A 21,078-nucleotide genomic window follows, 5' to 3' on the forward strand; every position below is an offset into this window, starting at 1 on the left:
AAACCATAATACAATGAAGAAAGATCCACAACAAAAAACAGATGATTTAACCCGTAAATTACCTGAAGCAGAAAATCCGTACCAGCTTTCGAAACTTAAATTAACAAAAGTAGAAAAATGGGCTGCCGGCGTTCCTGCGGTTATGGCTGCGGTAAGCGATCTTATAGAAGATAAAACCATTCTAAGAGGCGGCAAGGCTTTGTTTAAAATGAATCAAATGGGCGGTTTTGACTGTTCCAGCTGCGCATGGCCAGATCCTGATGATGATCGATCTCCTTTGGGCGAATATTGTGAAAACGGAGCAAAAGCCTTGGCTGAAGAAGCTACAACCAAAAAAGTTGATGCTGCTTTCTTTAAAGAAAACTCTGTTTACAGCCTTTCAAAAATAGACGATTACCAAATTGGAAAAATGGGAAGATTGACGGAACCGATGTATTTACCCGTTGGCGGTACACATTATGAGCCCATAAGTTGGAATGAAGCTTTTAAAAAAATTGCTTCCCATTTAAATGCGCTTGAATCTCCAAATGAAGCGGCCTTTTATACTTCGGGAAGAACCAGTAATGAAGCTTCCTTTCTTTATCAGCTATTTGCAAAAGAGTTTGGAACCAACAATATGCCAGATTGTTCCAATATGTGCCACGAAACCTCTGGAACGGCTTTGAAAACTACAATCGGAATTGGAAAAGGAACGGTTACTCTAGAAGATTTTTATGATACCGATGTGATTGTGATAATCGGACAGAATCCGGGAACTAATGCTCCGAGAATGCTGAGCGCTTTAGAAAAAGGCAAAAAAAATGGCGCAAAAATTATTGCGGTTAATCCGTTACCCGAAGCGGGTTTAATGGGATTCCATAATCCGCAGGCTATAAAAGGGATAATTGGATCAGGCGGAAAACTTACCGATCTTTTTCTTCCGATAAAAATCAATGGTGATATGGCACTATTAAAAGCTATTGAACTTTTACTAATTGAATTGGAAAAGAAAAACCCAGGTCAAGTTTTTGATCATGAATTTATTAAAGACAAAACAACTGGTTTTGAAAATTTTGAGAAACAGTTTGAAAATTTAGACTTGGATCATCTTGCCTTTCTATCTGGAGTTCCAAAAGATTTAATTATAGAAGCGGCAGAAATACTGGCTTTCAAAAAAAGAATTATTGTTTGCTGGGGAATGGGACTTACCCAGCAGCCAAATGGTGTCGATATGATTCGAGAGATTGTCAATATTTTATTGATTAAAGGAAGTATTGGTAAACCCGGCGCAGGAGTCTGTCCCGTTCGCGGACACAGTAATGTGCAAGGAAACAGAACCATGCTTATTGATGAAAAACCTACAAATGAACAATTAGATCGTCTTCAAAATTACTTTGGATTTAATCCGCCGAGAAATCACGGTTATGATGTGGTTGGAACGATAAAAGCGATTCATGAAGAGAAAGTAAAATTTATGTTCTGCATGGGCGGTAATTTTCTATCGGCGGCACCAGATACGACTTACACCGCAGAAGCATTTCGAAAACTGAAACTGCTGGTGTGTGTCTCGACAAAACTCAATAGAGGCCATTTGATACATGGAAAAGAATCTCTTATCCTTCCTACGCTTTCCCGAAGTGATATGGATATCGTTAACGGCGAAGTGCAGATTATCAGTACAGAAAATTCTATGGGCGTGGTGCAGTCTTCAAAAGGCGTGCTTAAACCTATCTCGGATCAATTAATAAACGAAACTCAAATTGTCTGCCGAATGGCGATGGCGGTTCTTGGAGAAAAATCAGTTATCGACTGGAAGCGATACCACGACAGTTATGATGATGTGAGAGAAGCTATAGAAAATTGTATTCCCGGTTTTGAAAATTACAATAATAGAGTTCGCGAAAAAGGCGGTTTTTATTTGCCTAATGCTCCTCGCCATGGTCAATTTACGGCTAAAGAATCAGCTGATCGTGCGGCATTTACTTTAACAGAAATTCCAGATAATGAATTGGAACCAGATGAATATATGATGGCGACAACTCGCACGCATGACCAGTTTAATACTACTATTTATGGTATGGATGACCGCTATAGGGGAATAAAAAATGAACGCCGTGTTATTTTCATGAATCAAAATGATATTGATAAAGCAGGATATAAAGCGGGAGACAAAGTAGATCTCTTTAATTATAATGATGGCATTGAAAGAATTGCGCCTTTATTCCTTATTGTTTCTTATCAAATTCCAGAGCGAAATACGGTCACTTATTTTCCTGAAACCAATGTTTTGGTTTCTGTAAATAATGTGGTGAAAGAAAGCAATATGCCAGCTTCTAAATACGTGAAAATAAAAGTAAAAAAACACGATCCCGCCATTTACGAAAAGATAAAACACATATAATTCTTTTCAAATAAAAATAAGTTAGCGAAGACTTTTGAGGCATTTATCTAGATTAAAAATAGTAATAGCGCTGTTACAATTCATTACTTAATCTAGGTTAATCGACCGCTCTACTCTTCCTCTATAAATTTGTCAAAGAAATCTAAGTCAAATAAAAAATGATAAAAACTTAGAATTTAACGACAATACCAAAATTTAGGATATTCCTAATTTTATTAATCTTAAAACCAAACAAAATGAGCACAATTACAGTAAAAGACGGAACACAAATTTATTATAAAGATTGGGGAACAGGACAACCTATCGTTTTTCACCACGGATGGCCTTTATCAGCAGACGATTGGGATGCACAAATGATGTTTTTCTTAAAACAAGGATATAGAGTTATTGCTCACGACAGACGCGGACACGGTCGTTCTGGTCAAAGTTCTGAAGGCAACAATATGGAAACCTATGCTGCAGACGTAGCGGAATTAACCGCTGCACTTGACTTAAAAGATGCAATTCATATTGGCCACTCAACCGGCGGAGGGGAAGTAATTCGTTACGCATCAAAATATGGAAAAGGACGTGTTTCTAAAGCCATTATTATTAGTGCTGTTACGCCAATCATGATCAAAAATGAGGCAAATCCTGATGGTGTCCCATTGTCTGTTTTTGATGAAATCAGAGAAGGAACCGGATTTAACAGAGCACAATATTTCTATGATTTCCCAATCGCTTTTTACGGATGGAACCGCGAAGGAACAACAGTTCAGGAAGGTATCAAACACAATTGGTGGCGTCAGGGAATGATGGGGTCTGTACTAGCTCATTATGAAGGAATTAAAGCTTTCTCTGAATCCGATTTTACTGAAGATTTGAAAAGTTTAGACATACCTGTATTGGTTCTTCACGGAGAAGATGATCAGATCGTTCCATATAATCAGGCACCTAAAGCTGCAGCTCTTTTGAAAAATGGAAAATTAATTTCTTATCCTGGATTTCCTCATGGTATGCCAACAACAGAGGCAGAAACTATCAATAAAGATATTTTAGAGTTTATCAAAAAATAAAAATCGCAGGTAAAACAAAAAACAGGAATAAAAGGCCATTAGATGTAATGTTTAATGGCTTTTTTATAGCACAAAAAGACATCGTTTGAGAAAACCCCATCATTACATGAATTACTCCTATTCAATGCAAGAAATCTAGCATTTTTACTTTAGAATAATATCGAGAACCCTTTAGTATATTTTATAAATAAATCGATTAAAAGTAGTATCGCGATCAGAACAATAAGAACTAGCAAATATGTAATTGTCTGGGCTTTTCTATTAAATTCAAAAGTTTCAGGATTAATAAAATAATCCGCATAGACCGTCGGGGAAATCTTAATGTGCGGGCAAAATAAAACGACGCCCTGCAGAAAATGACCAATCAGCAGATATTTATTTTTAGGGATATAAGTCATCCCGTTATCAGCTCTGGAAAAATGAATGGGAATCTGCTTCCCGTCCTTAAATCCAAAAATATAACTAGGCGAATATTTTGTTCCTATTTTTCTATCGATATCACTTACGTAAGCCTCGCTGCTCTTTTCCAGATCCTCATATAGAATGCTTTCGACATTGCCACTATACTGGTGTTGGTGCATGCCATAACGATCCACAGAAATTGAAATGACCTTCTTCTGCTTCTGACGCTTGTAATTCTTAAATAAAATCCAGATCGCCCAAAGCAGTAGGGGAAAATATATAAGGTCAAAGATTAGCTCTCCTTGAGATAAAGGACTGTTATGCTCCAACTGCATACTCAAAGGTATTGCAATAAATAAAGAAAGCATTGCCAAGCACAATAATCCAAACATCAAATACATTAACAGAGTAGCTGAGATATGGCGTTCCGAAGATACTTTTGGAAAATTTTCTTTATTATAAATCATTTCGTAATAGTGTTAAAAAACTCAAAATCAAAAACTTTTAAAATTAAAACCAAGCCATGCTTTTCTTATACTGCAAAAAAATTCACTTAAGATTTACAGCGTACTATTTTGGCAGTTTGAAACTGTTCGTAAATTACAATCCTCACGAAAATACAAAAAAAAATACCACACGATTTACATTTAACCGCATAGAATATTTCTCGTGTTAACTTTATCCCCTGCTCTCTTATGCAATGCAAAAAATGAAAAAAAATAGTAATCGATAAGATATTATATAACTCCACAGCAAAATTGTATAACTAAAAAGATTGCAGGTCACATTATTTTTGGCATATACAATATATACAAAACGAAATGAATTACATTATGAAAAAAGCAACAGCAATCCTTCCGGTTGTTATATCAGTTTCTCAATCCGGCACACAATCTGACATGAATTTCACAAATACAGCAATTCAGCACACACAAAATTCAAAGCTTTTAGGCGATTTATACCATAAAAGTGAAGATGAACCGGACTTTGACTGCGAATTTTTGCATGCAGCCCATGACCTAAACGAATACGAAAGCATAATTGATCCAGAATCTGACGATCAACTTTTGGATGAGTTTAATGATAATCAATGGGATGCAGATATCTACGATCCGTATGTAGAATCTACCTATTATTAAACAAAAAGGCTAAAAATAAAAAAACGACAGATTAGGGAGGGAAAAATCTATTTGAAAGTATATTAAACAATTAGTGTGTACCATTCTGGCATCCTGTTTTTTACTACTTATTCCCTTTAGAATTGACTCCTATTTTTATTTATGATCAGCTTTTAATTTTTATCTAGGATTTGTTCGATAATTATTTTTTGAATTTCTTCAGGCTTTTCCATAAGTAAGGAATGTCCAGCATCTTCAAACAGGAATATTTTCTTCTTTGGCGCTTTGAGATTTTTAAAATAGTCTTCTGCAATGATATGATTAGTCTGGAAATCTTTCTTCCCTATGAAAAAATAAACTGGACAATTAATTTTTGGAAGTTCTTTCGGAAGATTTTGAGTGACGGCCTTATTCCAAGTAGGCAGCCATATTTCAGACCAGCTTTTAAGATACTCTTTCACGGCAGTAGTGTCTTTATCTGCTAATGGCTTACCATCGTAATTAAACATCCATTTTCTGGAATAATATAGCGATTCGTATTTTTCAAAAGGAATTTTAACTGTATTGAGCTCTTTTTCAGCTGTAAGATTTCCTTTTTCTTTTGCATCTGCTTTCAGTTTGCTAAGCAGTAATTGTTCACTTTTGTTCTGATTCACTACAGGACTGAAAGCAAGATAAGCATTCAGTAACTCCGGATGTTTTTCAGCCATTTTAAAACCAAGAACAGTTCCCCACGATTCCCCAACAAGATAGAGTTTTTTTTTATTGAATTTTTTCAAAAGAAGCTGTATGAGTTCGTAAGTATCGTCTTCCATTAATTCCAATGTAATAGGTACAGACGACCGGTTTAAAGCAAGTGTCCTGCCCGTTTCCCTTTGATCCCACTGCACAACCGTAAAATGATTTTGAAGTTTGCCCGAGAAAACATCGGACTGGTTCATTCTGGAACTGCCTGGACCGCCATGTAAAAATAAGATTAAAGGCAAATCATTATTTCCTTTATATGAGATTACCTGTTTTATTCTGCCGATTGATAGAGTATCATAATGGGTCTGTGCAAACGATTTACCTAAGAACAGAACCATAAGAATGAGTGCCAGATTTACTTTATTTTTCATTAGTTTACAATTGGATTATCTGAATAGTTCTTTCCAACTAAAATAATGATTTTTAAGATTTTAATACATTAAAAAAATAAAATTATTCCTGATAATAATTTTATTCATCTTTTTCAAACCAAATTAATGCTACTGCCTACCCAATTTATTTAAAAAATCCTTTATCTGTAACTATACACAAATATGCAATTGTTTTGATTTAAAGTTAATAAAAACATAATTTAAAACTATTTCCTAAGCTGCTATTATTTAATAGAGTACATTTGACCAAATTAAATATTTAATATGCAAGAAGGTACAGTAAAATTTTTCAATGAGGAAAAAGGATTCGGATTTATAACTCCTAACGATGGAGGAAACGAAATTTTTGTCCATGCCTCAGGTCTATCTGAAAACATCCGTGAAAACGATTCAGTTCGATATGACATCCAAGAAGGCCGAAAAGGTCCAAACGCAGTAAACGTAATCGTAGCATAATATATACTATAGTACAAGTTTATAAAGCACCTGTCCAAAAACAGGTGCTTTTTTATTTAATGATTCCTAATCATTATTATATGATCCACAGGAATTTCATTTGTGATGGCAACTTCTTCGCTTAAAGACGTACTGGCAAACCTTTTTTTAAGCATACGGCAAAGCTGCTATTCCGGAATACTGCTGTTTTTAATATCCTCTATAATTTCATTCACGCTTTTCTGATCCGTTGCCCAAGAAGTGATTAAACGTACAGCTGACCTGCTCTCATCAATCTCTTTCCAGACATAAAATGCAAACTTTACATGTAGCGAGCTGATCACAATTTTAGGCAGAATCGGAAAAATCTGGTTGGTGGCAGATTCGGTTAAAAATTCATAACCGGCCTCTTTAATCGCTTCGGCAATCTGCGTAGCATACTTATTGGCTTTTTCTGCCAGAACAAAATACAAATCTTCCTTAAAGAGTTCATAGAACTGAATTCCTAACACCCTTCCTTTTGCCAGAAGAGCACCGCGCTGCTTGAGAACATAATCAAATTCGCTGCACACTTGTGAATTCTTAAATACGTTAGCTTCACCGAAAAGAGCGCCGTTTTTTGTCCCACCAACATAAAACACATCGGTAAGATTTGAAACATCAGATAAGGTAAGATCATTAGCTTCAGCAGTAAGCGCATGGCCGAGTTGGGCACCGTCCATAAAAAGAAATAAGTTAAGCTGTTTTTCCAACATTCTTCTGACAATGATCAAAATTATTTTCAAAAATAATATATTAGCTTTTCTTTTTTAATGACAATTAGTGATTCTAAAATAATTTAGATTCGATTGTAGCCGATGGAAAAATAGCAATTAAATAAAATCTTTCATAAATGGAAAAAACTTTTGAATTTACTGTTGAAAATTGTGATAGGAAAAGCACAAAAAAAATAATCGACGGAATTATTGAATACAATTTAAGTAAAGTTTCAGCAACTAATCATATTTACACTCCATTAGAATTTACAGTCAAAAATGAAAAAGGAACTGAGATTGGCGGAATATTAGCAGAACTTGGATATTGGAATGACCTTGAAATAAAAGTTTTGTGGGTAGAAGAAAGTTATAGAAAAAGAGGGATCGGAACTTTACTTTTACAATATGCTGAAAAAACAGCAAAAGAAAAAGGAGCCGAAATCTCAATGCTGGATACATTTGACTTTCAAGCAGAAAATTTCTATTTAAAAAACGGATATGAGCCAATTGGTGAAATTAAAGATTTTCCAAAAGGGCATCGAAGGATATATCTATCAAAAAAACTACACTGATAAAAACATGAAAACGAAAGTTTTTATTCTAAAATGCACAACAGTAAAGCTCTATTAATAACTAAGGTAAGCTCATTTATTCCTACAAATTTAATGAAATAATTTAAGTCTGAAAAAAGATAGATCGAACTTGAAATACAGCTAGATTTTAACCAAAGCCATTCATTAAACAGCTTTGGTTTAAAAATCCATATATCATTTTTTTACATAACCTGTAAATCCAATAAAAGGACTATTTCTTTAACAGATCCAATTTTTGCGTTTATGTCAGCTCTTAGTTTATCCTTTTTATACGCCCTTTTAAAGTTGTTTTTATTTTATTGTAATAGAAAACAAAGTATCTTACTATTGTTATTGTTGTTTTGTTGCTTCTACTTTCCGATGCAAAAGTTTGCAAAGATATTCCCAAGTAATTCGTCATTAGAGACCTGACCTGTAATAAGTCCAAATTGGTATAAAGCTTCACGAATATCAAGCGCCATAAGATCACTTGAAAGTCCAGATTCTAAACCGAATTTTACTTTTTGTATTTCATCTAAAGCTTTTAATAACGAATCATAATGTCTTGTATTCGTAACAATTGTTTCGTTATTACGAAGTGCTCCTGTATTAACAAAAGATAACAATTCATTCTTTAAATCCTCTACTCCTAATTTTTCCTTTGCAGAAATCAATAAAAGTTTTGCATTTAAGTTTTCTAGCTGATTGGTAATATTGGCTACTTCATCAGCAGACAAAATATCTTTTTTGTTTACTACAATAAGTAAAGGCTTCAGCGGATATTTATTCTTAATCTGCTCAATCTCATTTACGAATTCAGAACTTGAAGCTTGAAATTTCAATCCGTCAAATAAATAAATCACAACTTGCGCTTGATCTATTTTTTCGAATGTTTTCTTGATTCCAATACTTTCTACAACATCTTTAGTATCACGAATTCCAGCGGTATCAATAAATCTAAATCCGATACCACCAATTACCAATTCGTCTTCAATGGTGTCACGAGTTGTTCCAGCAATGTCCGAAACAATTGCTCTTTCTTCATTCAACAAAGCATTCAATAGCGTCGATTTACCAACATTCGGTTCACCTACAATTGCAACTGGAATTCCGTTTTTAATGACATTTCCAACAGCAAATGAATCAATTAAGCGTTTTAAAACAAATTCGATTCGGTTTAATAGCTCATGAAACTGTGTTCTGTCAGCAAACTCTACATCTTCTTCTGCAAAATCCAATTCCAATTCAATTAAAGAAGCAAAATTTAAAAGCTCTTCTCGAAGTTTCGCAATTTCATTACTAAAACCACCACGCATTTGCTGCATTGCGATTTGGTGAGAAGCTTCGTTATCTGACGAAATCAAATCTGCCACCGCTTCTGCCTGCGATAAATCTAATTTTCCGTTTAAGAAAGCTCTTAAAGTAAACTCACCTGCATCTGCCATTCTACATCCATTTCGAAGCAACAACTGAATAATCTGCTGCTGAATATAAGTTGATCCGTGGCACGAAATTTCGATAGTATCTTCGCCAGTGTAAGAGTTCGGACCTTTAAATACCGAAACCAAAACTTCGTCTAGCGTTTTGTTTCCATCTACAATATGCCCTAAATGGAGTGTATGCGTTTTCTGTTTGGTTAAATCTTTGTTTTTAATAGATTTAAAAACCGAATTACCAATTGTAATAGCCTCAGCTCCAGAAATACGAATTATGGCGATAGCTCCAGCTCCCGAAGGTGTAGCCAAAGCAACTATAGAATCTTGATTTATCATGCTGCAAAGGTATAAAAAAAGGCTTAATTTCTTTTCGGTACAATCTTGTCCTCAATCCAACAAGAAATCTTTGCAATAATTGATATTAATAAATCATTAAGTGTTAAAATACTGATAAATGTCAGGTTAATTTCTACGTAGAATGAGTAAATTTGAGAGACAAACCTTAATCTTAAATACTATGAAAAAGATATTATTTCCAACCGATTTCTCTGACGCTGCTACCAATGCATTTGTCCATGCTTTAGAATTTGCTAAAGTTGTAAACGCCGAATTAATCTTACTTCATACATTCGAGATACCTGTTTACGACAGCCAATTCTTTCCAGAGAATTATGCTTCTATATACAGTTCAATCGAGCTAGCAAAATTTGAAATGTTTAAGGATGAAATTCCAAAACTACGAACTATTGCTGCCGAACGTAATTTAGAAGATATTGTAATCAAACACCGTTTAATGGATGGTGATCTAATTTATAACCTTAAAAACGCAGTCGAAGAAGATCAAGTCGATTTTGTGATTATGGGAACCAACAGCGCTTCTGACTGGACTAAATTTTTCACGGGTTCTAATACCGAATCTGTAATTTCTGGGGTCGAAGTTCCTGTTTTGTGCGTTCCTATCGACGCCAAATACAAAAAGGTAAAAACGATTGGGTTTACGACACGCTACCGAGAAAAAGACAAAAAAGAACTTAAAAAAATCCTGAAAATCGCTAAAAAAACTGGCGCTAAAGTAAAGAGTTTATACGTTAAAACTTCTAATTCTGATGTTACAGAGGAAACCCGAAAAGAATGGGAAAGAGATTTTGCTGAAGAAAATGTGGAATTTTTAGTTTTACCAAGTGATGATGTCAAAGAAACCATTCTTGATTTTATTCTTTACAAAGACATTGATGTTCTAACCACAATAACACATAAACGTTCGTTCTTTGAAAGTATATTTGACTCCAGTTTTTCAAAAAAAATAGCCAAAGAAGTAACTATTCCGATTTTGGTTATGCATGAAGATTAATTTCAATCCATGAGGATTTTGTAACTTAAAAGCTATATTTGTATTTCAAGCAAAATAATAGAATGAAAGCATATCCAGACAACGTTGCAAAATACTCGGAACTCTATAATAAAACCAACAAAAAATACAACAGCATAAGCCTTTTGAGGCTATTAAGTATTTTTCTTTTTTTGTTTTTTATGTTTTATTACATCAAAACAAACGAAATACTTTATGTCATTCTAGCTGTTTTATCTTTTGCTGGTTTTATTTTTTTAATGAAAATACATTCTCGAGTATCTTTTCAAAGATTGCTTGCAGAAACACTTTTAAAGATTAATCAGAATGAAATTTCTTTTTTGAAAAGAGAGAAAACTTCTTTCGAAAATGGAGTTGAATTTATCGATTACCATCATCCGTATGCTTACGATTTGGATATTTTTGGAGAACATTCGTTATTCCAAAATCTAAACAGAACAGCTTCTTTTATCGGAAAAAAAACACTTGCTGAACTCTTACTTCATACACTTCCTGAAGCTGAAATTTTAGAAAATCAAGAAGCTGTAAACGAATTAAAAAGTAAAATCGATTGGAGACAGGAATTTCAGGCTTTGGCTATTATAGGTCAAGATTCTAAACAATCTTATGAAGCGATAAAACATTGGACTTCTTTCACAAATAATTCATTACCTAAAGTTTTAGTTGCATTATCATTTATTCTCCCAATAACATTTTTTGGATTCCTAGCTGCATATTTTATTACATCAAAAACCATTATACTTTCTTATTTAACGTATGTTTTTATTGCCAATTTGATCGTTTTAGGAAGAGCTGTAAAGAGAATTCAATCGGAAATAGCAAAGGCTGATAATGTCGCTAACATCATAAAGCAATATAGTTTATTGATAGAAAAAATTGAACGTGAATCTTTCCATTCTAAAAAGCTAATTCGTTTACAAGAACAGCTTAATTTTAAGAATGCCAAAGCAAGTCAGCATTTAAAACAGCTTTCGGAATTGTTTTCGAGAATGGACACGATAAATAACTTTGTGACAGCGACTTTGTTTAATGGAACATTTTTATTCAATCTCCACGTTTTAAAAGCGCTTTTAAAATGGAAAGAAGATTATGCTTCTGAAATGAATCATTGGATTTCTATTATTGGCGAAATTGAAGCATTAAACAGTCTGGCAAATTTAGCGTATAACAACGACGATTTCGTTTTCCCTGAAATCAATTCTGAATATAAAATCGAATTTAAAAATCTAAGTCATCCGTTGCTTAATCCTGCTACAAGAGTTGGAAATGACACGCAATTTTTCCCGCAATCTTTTGTAATTCTAACTGGATCTAACATGTCAGGAAAAAGTACGTTTTTAAGAAGCTTGGGAATCAATATGGTGCTTGGCGGAATTGGCTCTGTTGTTTGTGCATCAGAAGCTAAGATTCATCCACTTCCAGTATTAGTTTCAATGCGATTGTCAGATTCTTTATCCGATTCTGAATCTTACTTTTTTGCTGAAATTAAACGTTTAAAACAGATCATGGATGCTCTTGAAAATCAGCCTGCTTTTGTTTTATTAGATGAGATTTTGAGAGGTACAAATTCCGACGATAAAAGAAACGGAACAATCGAGGTCGTGAAGAAAATAATTTCTAAAAAAGCAATCGGAGCCATCGCAACACACGATATAGAAGTTTGTTTAACTACAAATGAATATCCTGAAATTTTAACCAATCAATGTTTCGAAGTTGAAATTCAAAACAACGATCTTCACTTCGATTATAAACTCCGAAACGGAATCTGCAAGAACAAAAGCGCAACATTTTTAATGCAGAAAATGAACGTAATTTAATGGTGAAATGAAAGATTTGAGATGTAAGGTGTAAGATGTAAAGAAAAAGCTTTGTCAAAGTTTTAAACTTTGACAAAGCTAGATATGGTTCTCTCTTTGGAATTTGGAATTTTAAAAACTTTGGAATTTTAAAAAAAAATTAGTTTTCCTCGTACATTTCCATCCACAAACGCGTTTCTTCCAAATCGAGTTCTTTCTCTATTTTACGAAAGATTTCTTCGTTTACAGAACCTAATTTATGCATTGATTCTAATTTTGCACGTTCTACATTTAGCAAATCGATTTGAATTTTAGTAAAATCATTAAAGATTTCGCCTCCAAGCAATTTCCCGTTTCCAAAGAAATTGGCAGGAAGTTCGGTCTTTTGCAGACGGTTGAATTTTACTTCATATTTACTTTTAATATTATGAAGCAATTCATCATTTAGCAAGGAGAAATTATCTTCAATATGGGCGATAGTTTCTGAAACAATTACGTTTCTAATATTATACTCTTCTGCTAATATCGAGTATCTTTCAATTTTCAGTTTTTTGATAAGCCATGGAAGCGTAAGACCTTGTATTACCAAAGTTGAAAGTATAACGCAGAAAACTAAATAGATAATTAAATTTCGAAGCGGAAATTCTTCTGTTTTATTCAACATTAAAGGAAGCGCCAGCGCTGCAGCCATAGACACCACACCGCGCATTCCAGACCAGCCAAAAATGATCATATTTCGGTAATCAAATTGCTCTTTCTCCCGAATCTTTTTACTAATCATTCGCGGAATCATCGTTGCTGGAATAACCCATAAGAAGCGAACTAAAATCACCACTATGCTTATAACTGCTCCCCAGATAAGTAAAGAATTTCCCGAATAATTACTGATTCCAGCAATAATTTGTCTCAACTGAAGTCCGATTAAAATAAAAATCAAACCATTTAGAATATTATTTAAAACATCCCAAATTGTATTCGTCATAATTCGGCTTTCATGAGAAAAAATAGTTCCCGATCTCGCCGCCAGAAAAAGACCTGTCGTAACCACAGCCAAAACTCCTGAACCCTCAAAATGCTCTGCAAGTAGATAAGAAGCAAATGGCGTCAACAATGTAAGTGTTACTTCGATAATATCATCGCAAACAAATCTTTTATGGATATAGTACATGATAAAACCAACAGCCAAACCAATTCCTATACCCAAAGCAGACATTAAAACGAAATTTAATCCTGCCTGCCATAACACAAAATTCCCAGCTGTAATTGCTGTCAGAGCATATTTATACGCCACAAGACCACTAGCATCGTTTACTAAACTTTCTCCTTCTAGAATAGCAATTAATCTCGGATTAAGCCCTAAACCTTTTGTAATGGCTGTTGCAGAAACCGCATCGGGAGGAGAAACAATTGCGCCAAGCAAAAAGGCTAACGGCCAAGACATATCATCAATAAGCCAATGTGCAAAAACAGCCACTAATCCTGTCGTAAAAAAGACCAAACCCACAGCTGCAAAAGTTATCGGACGTATGGATTGCTTAAAGTCAGACCAGCTCGTATGCCAAGCAGCGTGATACAAAAGAGGCGGTAGAAATATAATAAACACTATTTCTGGACTCAAAGCAATAACAGGAAGTCCCGGAACAATACTAATAATAACACCACATAAAACCAAAACAATCGGAATTGGGAAATTATATCTTTTACTAACAAGACTAAGAAATGCAACGCCAAAAAGCAGCATTATAATTACGGTAATATTCTCCATTTGAGGTGGTATTTATTAAATTTTGGGTTGTAAAATTTGATGCTAAATTAAGATTTTATGACAACTAAATTAAATTAGCATTAAAAAAATAGAACATCCATTTATTGACTTACATCAAAGTTTTTGGTTTTAAGCCGCATTAGATTTGTTTCTTATTATTTCTAAAAAAAAATTATGATCAGTACAGAATTAAGTCCGTTAGTGCAATTTGGCATTTACAGTAAAGAACGTGTTGAAAACGCTTTAGAACAGCTTAAAAGCGGAAAAGGCGTTTTGGTAACCGACGATGAAAACCGTGAAAACGAGGGCGATCTTATCTTTTCTGCACATCATATGAACGTTCAGGATATGGCATTAATGATTCGCGAATGCAGCGGTATTGTCTGTCTTTGTCTTACTAACGAAAAAGCAAATGAATTAGAACTCCCCTTCATGGTAAAAGAAAATACCAGCAGTTTTCAAACTCCATTCACCATAACTATTGAAGCCAAAAACGGAGTGACTACTGGAGTTTCTGCAAAAGATCGAATTACCACTATAAAAACAGCGATTGCAACAAATGCAAAACCAGAAGATTTAGCAAGACCTGGACATATTTTTCCGCTTAGAGCAAACGATAATGGCGTTCTAGGAAGAAACGGCCACACCGAAGGAAGTGTCGATTTAATGAAACTATCAGGTCTACAACCCGAAGCTGTGCTTTGTGAGTTGATGAACGAAGATGGAAGCATGGCTAAACTAGACAAAATCATTAGCTTTGCGCAAGAACACGATTTGGTGGTTTTATCTATTGAAGATATTATTTACTACCGCAAATTCGTTAGAGATTATAATTAAATGATATACAAACAGCTTAGCAATTCCATTCGAAAAAGCATTACTATTTCTGATGAAGATCTAGAAACCATCCTCTCTTATTTCAAACTTATAAAAAAAGGAAAAAATGAAATCTTGTTAGCTCAAGGTCAAATTAGTCATGAAACTTTTTTTGTTGCAAAAGGCTGTTTAAGAATCTTTTTTATAAATGAAGAAGGAAAAGACGTTACACGATATATTGCTTTTGAAAATCAGTTTGCTACCGCTTTGGTAAGTTTTATTACCAAAATGCCCGCGACTGAAAACATTCAGGTTATTGAAAAATCTGAACTATTAAGTATTTCACACGAGGATTTTAATCATTTAATGAAAATTATTCCAGAATGGAGAACATTTTACAGCAATTATTTGGAGAAAGCGTATGTAAATAATGCCAATCGTTTAATGTCCTTTACCACTATGGATGCTTTGGAAAGATACCATCAGCTTTTGAAAATTAATCCTGCAATTGTAAAAAGACTGCCGAACAAAATTGTTGCTTCTTATATTAATATTTCTCAGGAAACTTTGAGTCGGCTGAAGTCGAAAGTTTAGAGTTATTTTTAGCCACTAAGACGCTAAGACTCTAAGTTTTTTTTAGCCATGACCCGAGCGATAGCGAACAGGTGAAGCAATTCACGAATTTAATTGAATTATTTTTTAAATATGAATTGCCTCCAGCTTTAGCTGGAGGTAAAAAAGGAGAGCAAGAAGGCTTTAGCCAAACTTTGAATTTGGCTAAAGCCTTTTACAATTTAAAACAAAAAACCTCCAGCTAAAGCTGGAGGCAATTCATGTCTATCTTAATCGTCTGAAATCTTTTAAAATCTACGTAAAACCATTTGCGTTTCTTGCGAGTAAATCTTAGCGAATATTTGCTCTAAAAATTCAGAATAAAAAAACCGAATCTAAAAGATCCGGCTTTATGATTTTTATGATTCACAACTGCTGCAAGAAACAAGACTTGTTACTAATTCTTTAGAAACACTTTGGCTTCTTTGGTAGTACAAACTTTTAACTCCTTGCTGCCAAGCTTCTATCATTAAGCGGTTTACATCTTTAATAGCCAATTCTGCTGGAATATTAAGATTTAAACTCTGTCCTTGATCAACAAATTTCTGGCGAATTCCAGCTTGCTGCACAATTTCTAACTGGCTGATTTCTTTGAATGTTTTGAAAACATCTTTTTCCTGCTGAGTCAATTGTTCCATATGCTGAACACTTCCTCCGTTTAGCATAATACCTCTCCAAACTTCTTCGTTATCCAGACCTTTTTCTTCCAACAGTTTTTTAAGGTATTTGTTTTTACGCATGAAATTACCTTTGCTTAATCCAGCTTTATAATAGTTACTGCTAAAAGGTTCAATTCCTGGCGAAGTTTGACCTAAAATTGCAGAAGATGAAGTCGTTGGCGCAATTGCCATTGTGGTGGTATTACGTCTTCCGTACCCTTTTAACAATTCTGGTTCACCATAAATCCTAGCCAATTCTTGACTTGCTTTATCGGCTTTATCGCTAATATGTTTGAAAATCTCTGTTGTTTTCATTTTAGCTTCCATTCCTTCAAACGGAATCATATTTTTCTGTAAATAAGAATGCCATCCTAAAACTCCTAAACCTAATGCACGGTGCCTTTTAGCAAATTTATTAGCTGCAGAAAGATAATAGTTTCGTTCTGTTTTTTCGATAAATTCTTGTAAAACGGCATCTAAGAAAAAGATTGCTAATTTTACTGCTTCAGTATCTTTCCATTCTTCATATAACTCTAAATTCATTGAAGAAAGACAGCAGATAAATGATTCGTCATGAGTTGATGGAAGCATAATCTCACTGCACAAATTACTGGCATTGATTCTTAAATTCTGATCTTTATAAACTTGTGGTTTATTTTTATTTACGTTGTCACTAAAGAAAATATAAGGCAAACCTTTTTGCTGGCGGCTTTCTAATACTTTCGCCCAAATTTGTCTTTTTTCTGCATCTCCATCAATCATTTCCTGCATCCAGTAATCTGGTACACAAATTCCTGTAAATAAGTTTTGAATTGGGTTTCCAATACTTTTAATTTTCAAGAACTCTTCAATATCTGGATGGTCAATATCTAAATAAGCTGCAAATGCACCGCGACGAACACCTCCTTGCGAAATAGTATCCATAGCCGTATCAAAAAGCTTCATGAAACTAACTGCTCCACTACTCTTTCCGTTATCAGTTACAGCACTTCCTCGTTCTCGTAATTCACCAAAATAACCAGAAGTTCCACCTCCAATTTTAGTTTGCATAATTACTTCACCCAGTTTGTGCGTAATTCCTTCAATTTTATCTGGAACATGCACATTAAAACAAGAAATTGGCAAACCTCTTTCTGTTCCCATATTTGCCCAAACTGGCGAACTGATACTCATCCAACCTCTTTCGATCATTTCCATGAAAGATTCTTTCAATTCTGGTTTGTACAGTCTTTTTGCTGCAGCCGTACAAATTCTATCGATTGCTCCTTCTACGGTTTCTCCTTTTAAAAGATAACCGCGATTTAAAATCTGTTCACTTTCAGAATTTTTCCACCACATTTTACTATCGTTTTGTGGTTCAAAATTGTTGTTTTCAGGGTTTATGTCTGTCGTATTCATAATGTATTATAGGCTTGTATTAGAAAAGATCGTTTGCAGTGATGCTCTTGTCGTGTTTTGTATATTCTACTGGACGTTTCGCAAAGAAATCGTCTAAACTGTTTGCAAAAACCTCTTCTTCAAACCATGTCATTTTTGAATATTCTTCTGGAGAAACATTAAAGATTGTTTCAATATTAATTTGTTTCAAACTTTCATCAATTCTAAATTTCATGAAGTTTACCAAATCTTCTTTGTTTATGGTTTCAACCGCTCCATTCTCAAAAATCCAATCTAAAATATCTGCTTCAACAGAAATTGATTCTTTAACTGTTTCTCTAATTAATTCTAAAGTCTCTGCATCGAAATATTCTGGGAACTCTTCACGAATTTTGTTAATGATATAAATTCCGCCATTAGCGTGAATTTGCTCATCGATTGATGTCCAAGCAATAATATTGCTCACATTTTTCATATATCCTTTAAATCTCGTGAATGACAATAAAATGGCAAATTGGCTGAAAAGAGAAACGTTTTCAATCAAAATACTGAATAAGATCAGCGACACCATGTATTTTCTATTGTCCTGAGACTTCGTGTCTTTCAGTACATTCGAAAGATAATCTACACGTCTGCGAATTACAGGCACATCCAATAGCCTTTCAAATTCGTCATTATATCCTAATACTTCCAACAAACGAGAATAGGCTTCAGAATGTCTAAATTCGCATTCTGCAAAAGTAGTTCCCAATCCGTTAAATTCTGGTTTTGGAAAATGCTCGTATATATTGCCCCAAAAACTTTTTACAGCTACCTCAATTTGTGCAATAGCCAATAAACTATTTTTAATTGCTGTTTTTTCTGCCAAATCCAAATGTGCATGAAAGTCTTGCGTGTCGGCAGTAAAATCTACTTCAGTGTGTACCCAATAAGCTTTATTAATAGCTTCGGTAAATTGCAGAACCTCAGGATATTCAAAAGGTTTATAATTGATTCTTTTATCAAAAATTGACATATATATAGAGTTTTAAGTGACTATTTTGAAACAGAAATGCGAGCGCTTATTTTGGGGAGGTATTAGCGTGATTTCTATATTTACAAATTTAGCCCACAGTTATTCTTTTGTCTACTTTTAGATGTTAAAAATCTGCTCAATTATCAACAGTTTTAAAACTTCTAAAAAGCAGGATGAAGCAAATTTTATCAACACGAAAATATTGCTCTCTAATCTACAATGAGCTAGCAGTTTCCCTAAAAATAATGCTGAGTTATTAACATCAAAAAAAGTGCTTTTTAATGTCAAAAATCAAAACAGTTATCAACATCCGATTTGAAAAAAGGGAAATTTCAAATCGAATTTCAAATTAAAAAAACACTGTTTATTAATAATAATTCTAAATAATAGAGACGCTATAAAAAATCATAATATACTTTATTACAAATATTTACAATAAAATAAATATTAAAAGTGCAAAATATTCTAGTAAAATCAACATCTCAGAAATGAATTAGTAGTGCAAATCCTAGCTTTCAAACTTATTAACTCTATAAAGTTGAAAAACCATCTTGAAAGCATTTTTTCTTCTTATAAAAAGAGACCGAATTAAAACAAAATTAAAATTTACTTAAGGGATTCTTAATTTTTAGAAAAATAGCATCAAATTCCCCTTTTACAGCAAATTATTCTTGGTTTAAGAATATTAATTTTTACATTTGCTTTTATTTTTATTTATTCTAAATAGAATAAATAATTCCCAAAAATAAATTTAATCTTGTACAATTCAATAACCATAAATTATCGAAATATGAAAAAGAATCTTTTCGTTTCTTTTGCATTTGCTGTTACTTTCTTTGTGAGTGCTCAGCAAAAAAACGCGTTGCTAGATGCCGCTTTCTGGAAAACCTCACCGACTGTTGAAACGGTTCAGGCAGAAATCGCTAAAGGAAATAATCCTGCTGAAGCTAATGCAAACGCATTTGATGTTACAACGTTGGCGATTAATAATGATACTCCCTTTGCAACTATCAAGTTTTTAGTGGAGCAGCCTGGAAATTCAATCACAAAATTAACGCACGATAATCGTATCTACCTGCACTGGGCAGCCTATAGAGGAAATACTGAATTGGTTCAATATTTAATTGGTAAAGGTTCTGATGTAAATTTTGAAGACAGCCACGGAACTGCTCCTGCTGATTTTGCCGCTTCAAACGGTCAGTCAGATGCTGCGATGTACGACGCTTTCTTTAAAGCTGGACTTAATCCGACAAAAAAATATGCAAATGGAGCCAACCTTTTACTTCTAGCCATTGCTTCTGATAAAGATCTAAAAGCTGCAGACTATTTTGCTACAAAAGGAATGTCTTTAAAAGATGTAGACAATGACGGAAACACTGCTTTTACATATGCTGCAAGATCTGGTAATATTGCTCTTTTGAAAAAACTTTTAGAAAAAGGCATTAAACCAACTAGCAATGCGCTTTTATTTGCTGCGCAAGGAAGCCGTAGAGAAACTAATACTCTTGAAACTTATAAATATTTGGTTGAAGAAGTAAAAATTAAAGCGACTTCTCAAAATAAAGCGGGACAAAATGTATTGCACTTTTTGGCTGGAAAACCAAATCAGAAAGAAATTATTCAATATTTCTTAGGAAAAGGTGTTGATGCAAACATCGCCGATAAAGAAGGAAATACACCCATTATGGTAGCATCTGGAGCTAAAGAAACTGCTGTTTTAGAACTGTTTCTTCCGAAAGCTAAAAACATAAACGTACAAAATTTAAAAGGAGAATCAGCTTTGACTTTTGCTGTTAGAAACGGAACTCCAGATGCTGTAAATTTACTTTTGACTAAAGGTGCAGATGTAAATGTAAAAGACAAAGATGGAAATAATTTAGGTGTTTACTTGGTACAATCTTATCGTCCGGCAGGAAGAGAGAAAGCAGCTGTAGATCCTTTTGATGCTAAAGCCAAATTACTTCAAGACAAAGGATTAAACCTTGCGACTCCTCAAAAAGATGGAAACACTTTATATCATATAGCGATTACTAAAAATGATGTTTCTCTTCTTAAAAAAATCACTGATTTAAAAGTAGATATCAACGCTAAAAATAAAGATGGCTTAACGGCTTTACATAGAGCAGCCATGACTTCTAAAGATGATTCTATTTTAAAATATTTAGTTTCAGCAGGAGCTAAAAAAGACATTAGCACAGAGTTTGACGAAACGGCTTATGCTTTAGCAAAAGAAAATGATCTGCTAACAAAAAATAATATCTCAGTTGAGTTTTTAAAATAGCTTTTAAAAAGTTAGGAGTTATGAATTATGAGTTATGAGTTAAAAATCTAAGTCTACAATTCATAACTCATAACTAATAACCAATAACTCATAACT

The 21,078-nt window shown here is 33.8% G+C and carries 17 protein-coding genes; 10 read left to right on the plus strand and 7 right to left on the minus strand.

Annotation, left to right across the window (positions count from 1 at the left end; all coding sequences use genetic code 11):
• Positions 1-13 precede the first annotated feature (13 nt).
• Both AC3Y25_RS17520 and AC3Y25_RS17525 read left to right on the plus strand, forming a co-directional pair.
• Complete coding sequence (locus tag AC3Y25_RS17520) at positions 14-2,380, plus strand: FdhF/YdeP family oxidoreductase (protein ID WP_489903617.1); 2,367 nt, start codon at positions 14-16, stop codon at positions 2,378-2,380.
• A 236-nt stretch (positions 2,381-2,616) separates the two neighbouring features.
• Positions 2,617-3,435, plus strand: coding sequence for an alpha/beta fold hydrolase (locus AC3Y25_RS17525; protein WP_489903618.1), 819 nt, complete (start codon positions 2,617-2,619; stop codon positions 3,433-3,435).
• A gap of 149 nt (positions 3,436-3,584) precedes the next feature.
• Here AC3Y25_RS17525 and AC3Y25_RS17530 read toward each other — a convergent pair whose 3' ends face one another.
• Positions 3,585-4,304, minus strand: a complete 720-nt coding sequence (locus AC3Y25_RS17530; protein WP_489903619.1) for a hypothetical protein — start codon at positions 4,302-4,304, stop codon at positions 3,585-3,587.
• Positions 4,305-4,670: 366 nt separating this feature from the next.
• Between AC3Y25_RS17530 and AC3Y25_RS17535 the strand changes: the two genes are divergently transcribed.
• Positions 4,671-4,976: a hypothetical protein gene (locus AC3Y25_RS17535; protein WP_489903620.1), complete on the plus strand. Its 306-nt coding sequence runs from the start codon at positions 4,671-4,673 to the stop codon at positions 4,974-4,976.
• 152 nt (positions 4,977-5,128) lie between these two features.
• Here AC3Y25_RS17535 and AC3Y25_RS17540 read toward each other — a convergent pair whose 3' ends face one another.
• The gene (locus tag AC3Y25_RS17540) at positions 5,129-6,073 is read right to left on the minus strand and encodes an alpha/beta fold hydrolase (protein WP_489903621.1); all 945 of its coding nucleotides are present in this window, start codon (positions 6,071-6,073) and stop codon (positions 5,129-5,131) included.
• A gap of 285 nt (positions 6,074-6,358) precedes the next feature.
• Here AC3Y25_RS17540 and AC3Y25_RS17545 point away from each other — a divergent pair, with 285 nt between their 5' ends.
• Positions 6,359-6,550, plus strand: a complete 192-nt coding sequence (locus AC3Y25_RS17545; RefSeq protein ID WP_095930400.1) for a cold-shock protein — start codon at positions 6,359-6,361, stop codon at positions 6,548-6,550.
• Positions 6,551-6,717: 167 nt separating this feature from the next.
• On the opposite strand, the gene AC3Y25_RS17550 is transcribed toward AC3Y25_RS17545, so the two are convergent.
• Positions 6,718-7,314 (minus strand): threonine aldolase family protein, encoded by a 597-nt coding sequence (locus AC3Y25_RS17550; RefSeq protein ID WP_489903622.1) that lies wholly within the window; start codon positions 7,312-7,314, stop codon positions 6,718-6,720.
• 107 nt (positions 7,315-7,421) lie between these two features.
• On the opposite strand from AC3Y25_RS17550, the gene AC3Y25_RS17555 reads away from it, so the two are divergent.
• Positions 7,422-7,856: a GNAT family N-acetyltransferase gene (locus AC3Y25_RS17555; protein WP_427874013.1), complete on the plus strand. Its 435-nt coding sequence runs from the start codon at positions 7,422-7,424 to the stop codon at positions 7,854-7,856.
• 371 nt (positions 7,857-8,227) lie between these two features.
• On the opposite strand, the gene mnmE is transcribed toward AC3Y25_RS17555, so the two are convergent.
• On the minus strand, positions 8,228-9,628 hold the full coding sequence (mnmE, locus tag AC3Y25_RS17560) for a tRNA uridine-5-carboxymethylaminomethyl(34) synthesis GTPase MnmE (RefSeq protein WP_489903623.1): 1,401 nt from the start codon (positions 9,626-9,628) through the stop codon (positions 8,228-8,230).
• Positions 9,629-9,809: 181 nt separating this feature from the next.
• Between mnmE and AC3Y25_RS17565 the strand changes: the two genes are divergently transcribed.
• Positions 9,810-10,643, plus strand: coding sequence for a universal stress protein (locus AC3Y25_RS17565; protein ID WP_095930397.1), 834 nt, complete (start codon positions 9,810-9,812; stop codon positions 10,641-10,643).
• A 62-nt stretch (positions 10,644-10,705) separates the two neighbouring features.
• Positions 10,706-12,478 carry a MutS-related protein gene (locus AC3Y25_RS17570; RefSeq protein ID WP_489903624.1) on the plus strand — a complete coding sequence of 591 codons (1,773 nt, stop codon included), beginning with the start codon at positions 10,706-10,708 and terminating at the stop codon, positions 12,476-12,478.
• 139 nt (positions 12,479-12,617) lie between these two features.
• On the opposite strand, the gene AC3Y25_RS17575 is transcribed toward AC3Y25_RS17570, so the two are convergent.
• Positions 12,618-14,222 (minus strand): Na+/H+ antiporter, encoded by a 1,605-nt coding sequence (locus tag AC3Y25_RS17575; RefSeq protein ID WP_489903625.1) that lies wholly within the window; start codon positions 14,220-14,222, stop codon positions 12,618-12,620.
• A gap of 174 nt (positions 14,223-14,396) precedes the next feature.
• Between AC3Y25_RS17575 and ribB the strand changes: the two genes are divergently transcribed.
• Positions 14,397-15,059: a 3,4-dihydroxy-2-butanone-4-phosphate synthase gene (gene ribB, locus AC3Y25_RS17580; protein WP_489903626.1), complete on the plus strand. Its 663-nt coding sequence runs from the start codon at positions 14,397-14,399 to the stop codon at positions 15,057-15,059.
• Positions 15,060-15,632, plus strand: a complete 573-nt coding sequence (locus AC3Y25_RS17585) for a Crp/Fnr family transcriptional regulator (protein ID WP_489903627.1) — start codon at positions 15,060-15,062, stop codon at positions 15,630-15,632.
• A gap of 377 nt (positions 15,633-16,009) precedes the next feature.
• Here the strand turns inward: AC3Y25_RS17585 and AC3Y25_RS17590 are convergent, their stop codons facing one another.
• Both AC3Y25_RS17590 and AC3Y25_RS17595 read right to left on the minus strand, forming a co-directional pair.
• Positions 16,010-17,707, minus strand: coding sequence for a ribonucleoside-diphosphate reductase subunit alpha (locus AC3Y25_RS17590; RefSeq protein WP_489903628.1), 1,698 nt, complete (start codon positions 17,705-17,707; stop codon positions 16,010-16,012).
• A gap of 19 nt (positions 17,708-17,726) precedes the next feature.
• Entirely contained in the window at positions 17,727-18,701 is a 975-nt protein-coding gene (locus tag AC3Y25_RS17595; protein WP_489903629.1) for a ribonucleotide-diphosphate reductase subunit beta, read from the minus strand.
• A 790-nt stretch (positions 18,702-19,491) separates the two neighbouring features.
• Between AC3Y25_RS17595 and AC3Y25_RS17600 the strand changes: the two genes are divergently transcribed.
• Positions 19,492-20,982 carry an ankyrin repeat domain-containing protein gene (locus AC3Y25_RS17600; RefSeq protein ID WP_489903630.1) on the plus strand — a complete coding sequence of 497 codons (1,491 nt, stop codon included), beginning with the start codon at positions 19,492-19,494 and terminating at the stop codon, positions 20,980-20,982.
• Positions 20,983-21,078 lie beyond the last annotated feature (96 nt).

It is taken from the genome of Flavobacterium sp. LK-23, assembly GCF_058135255.1.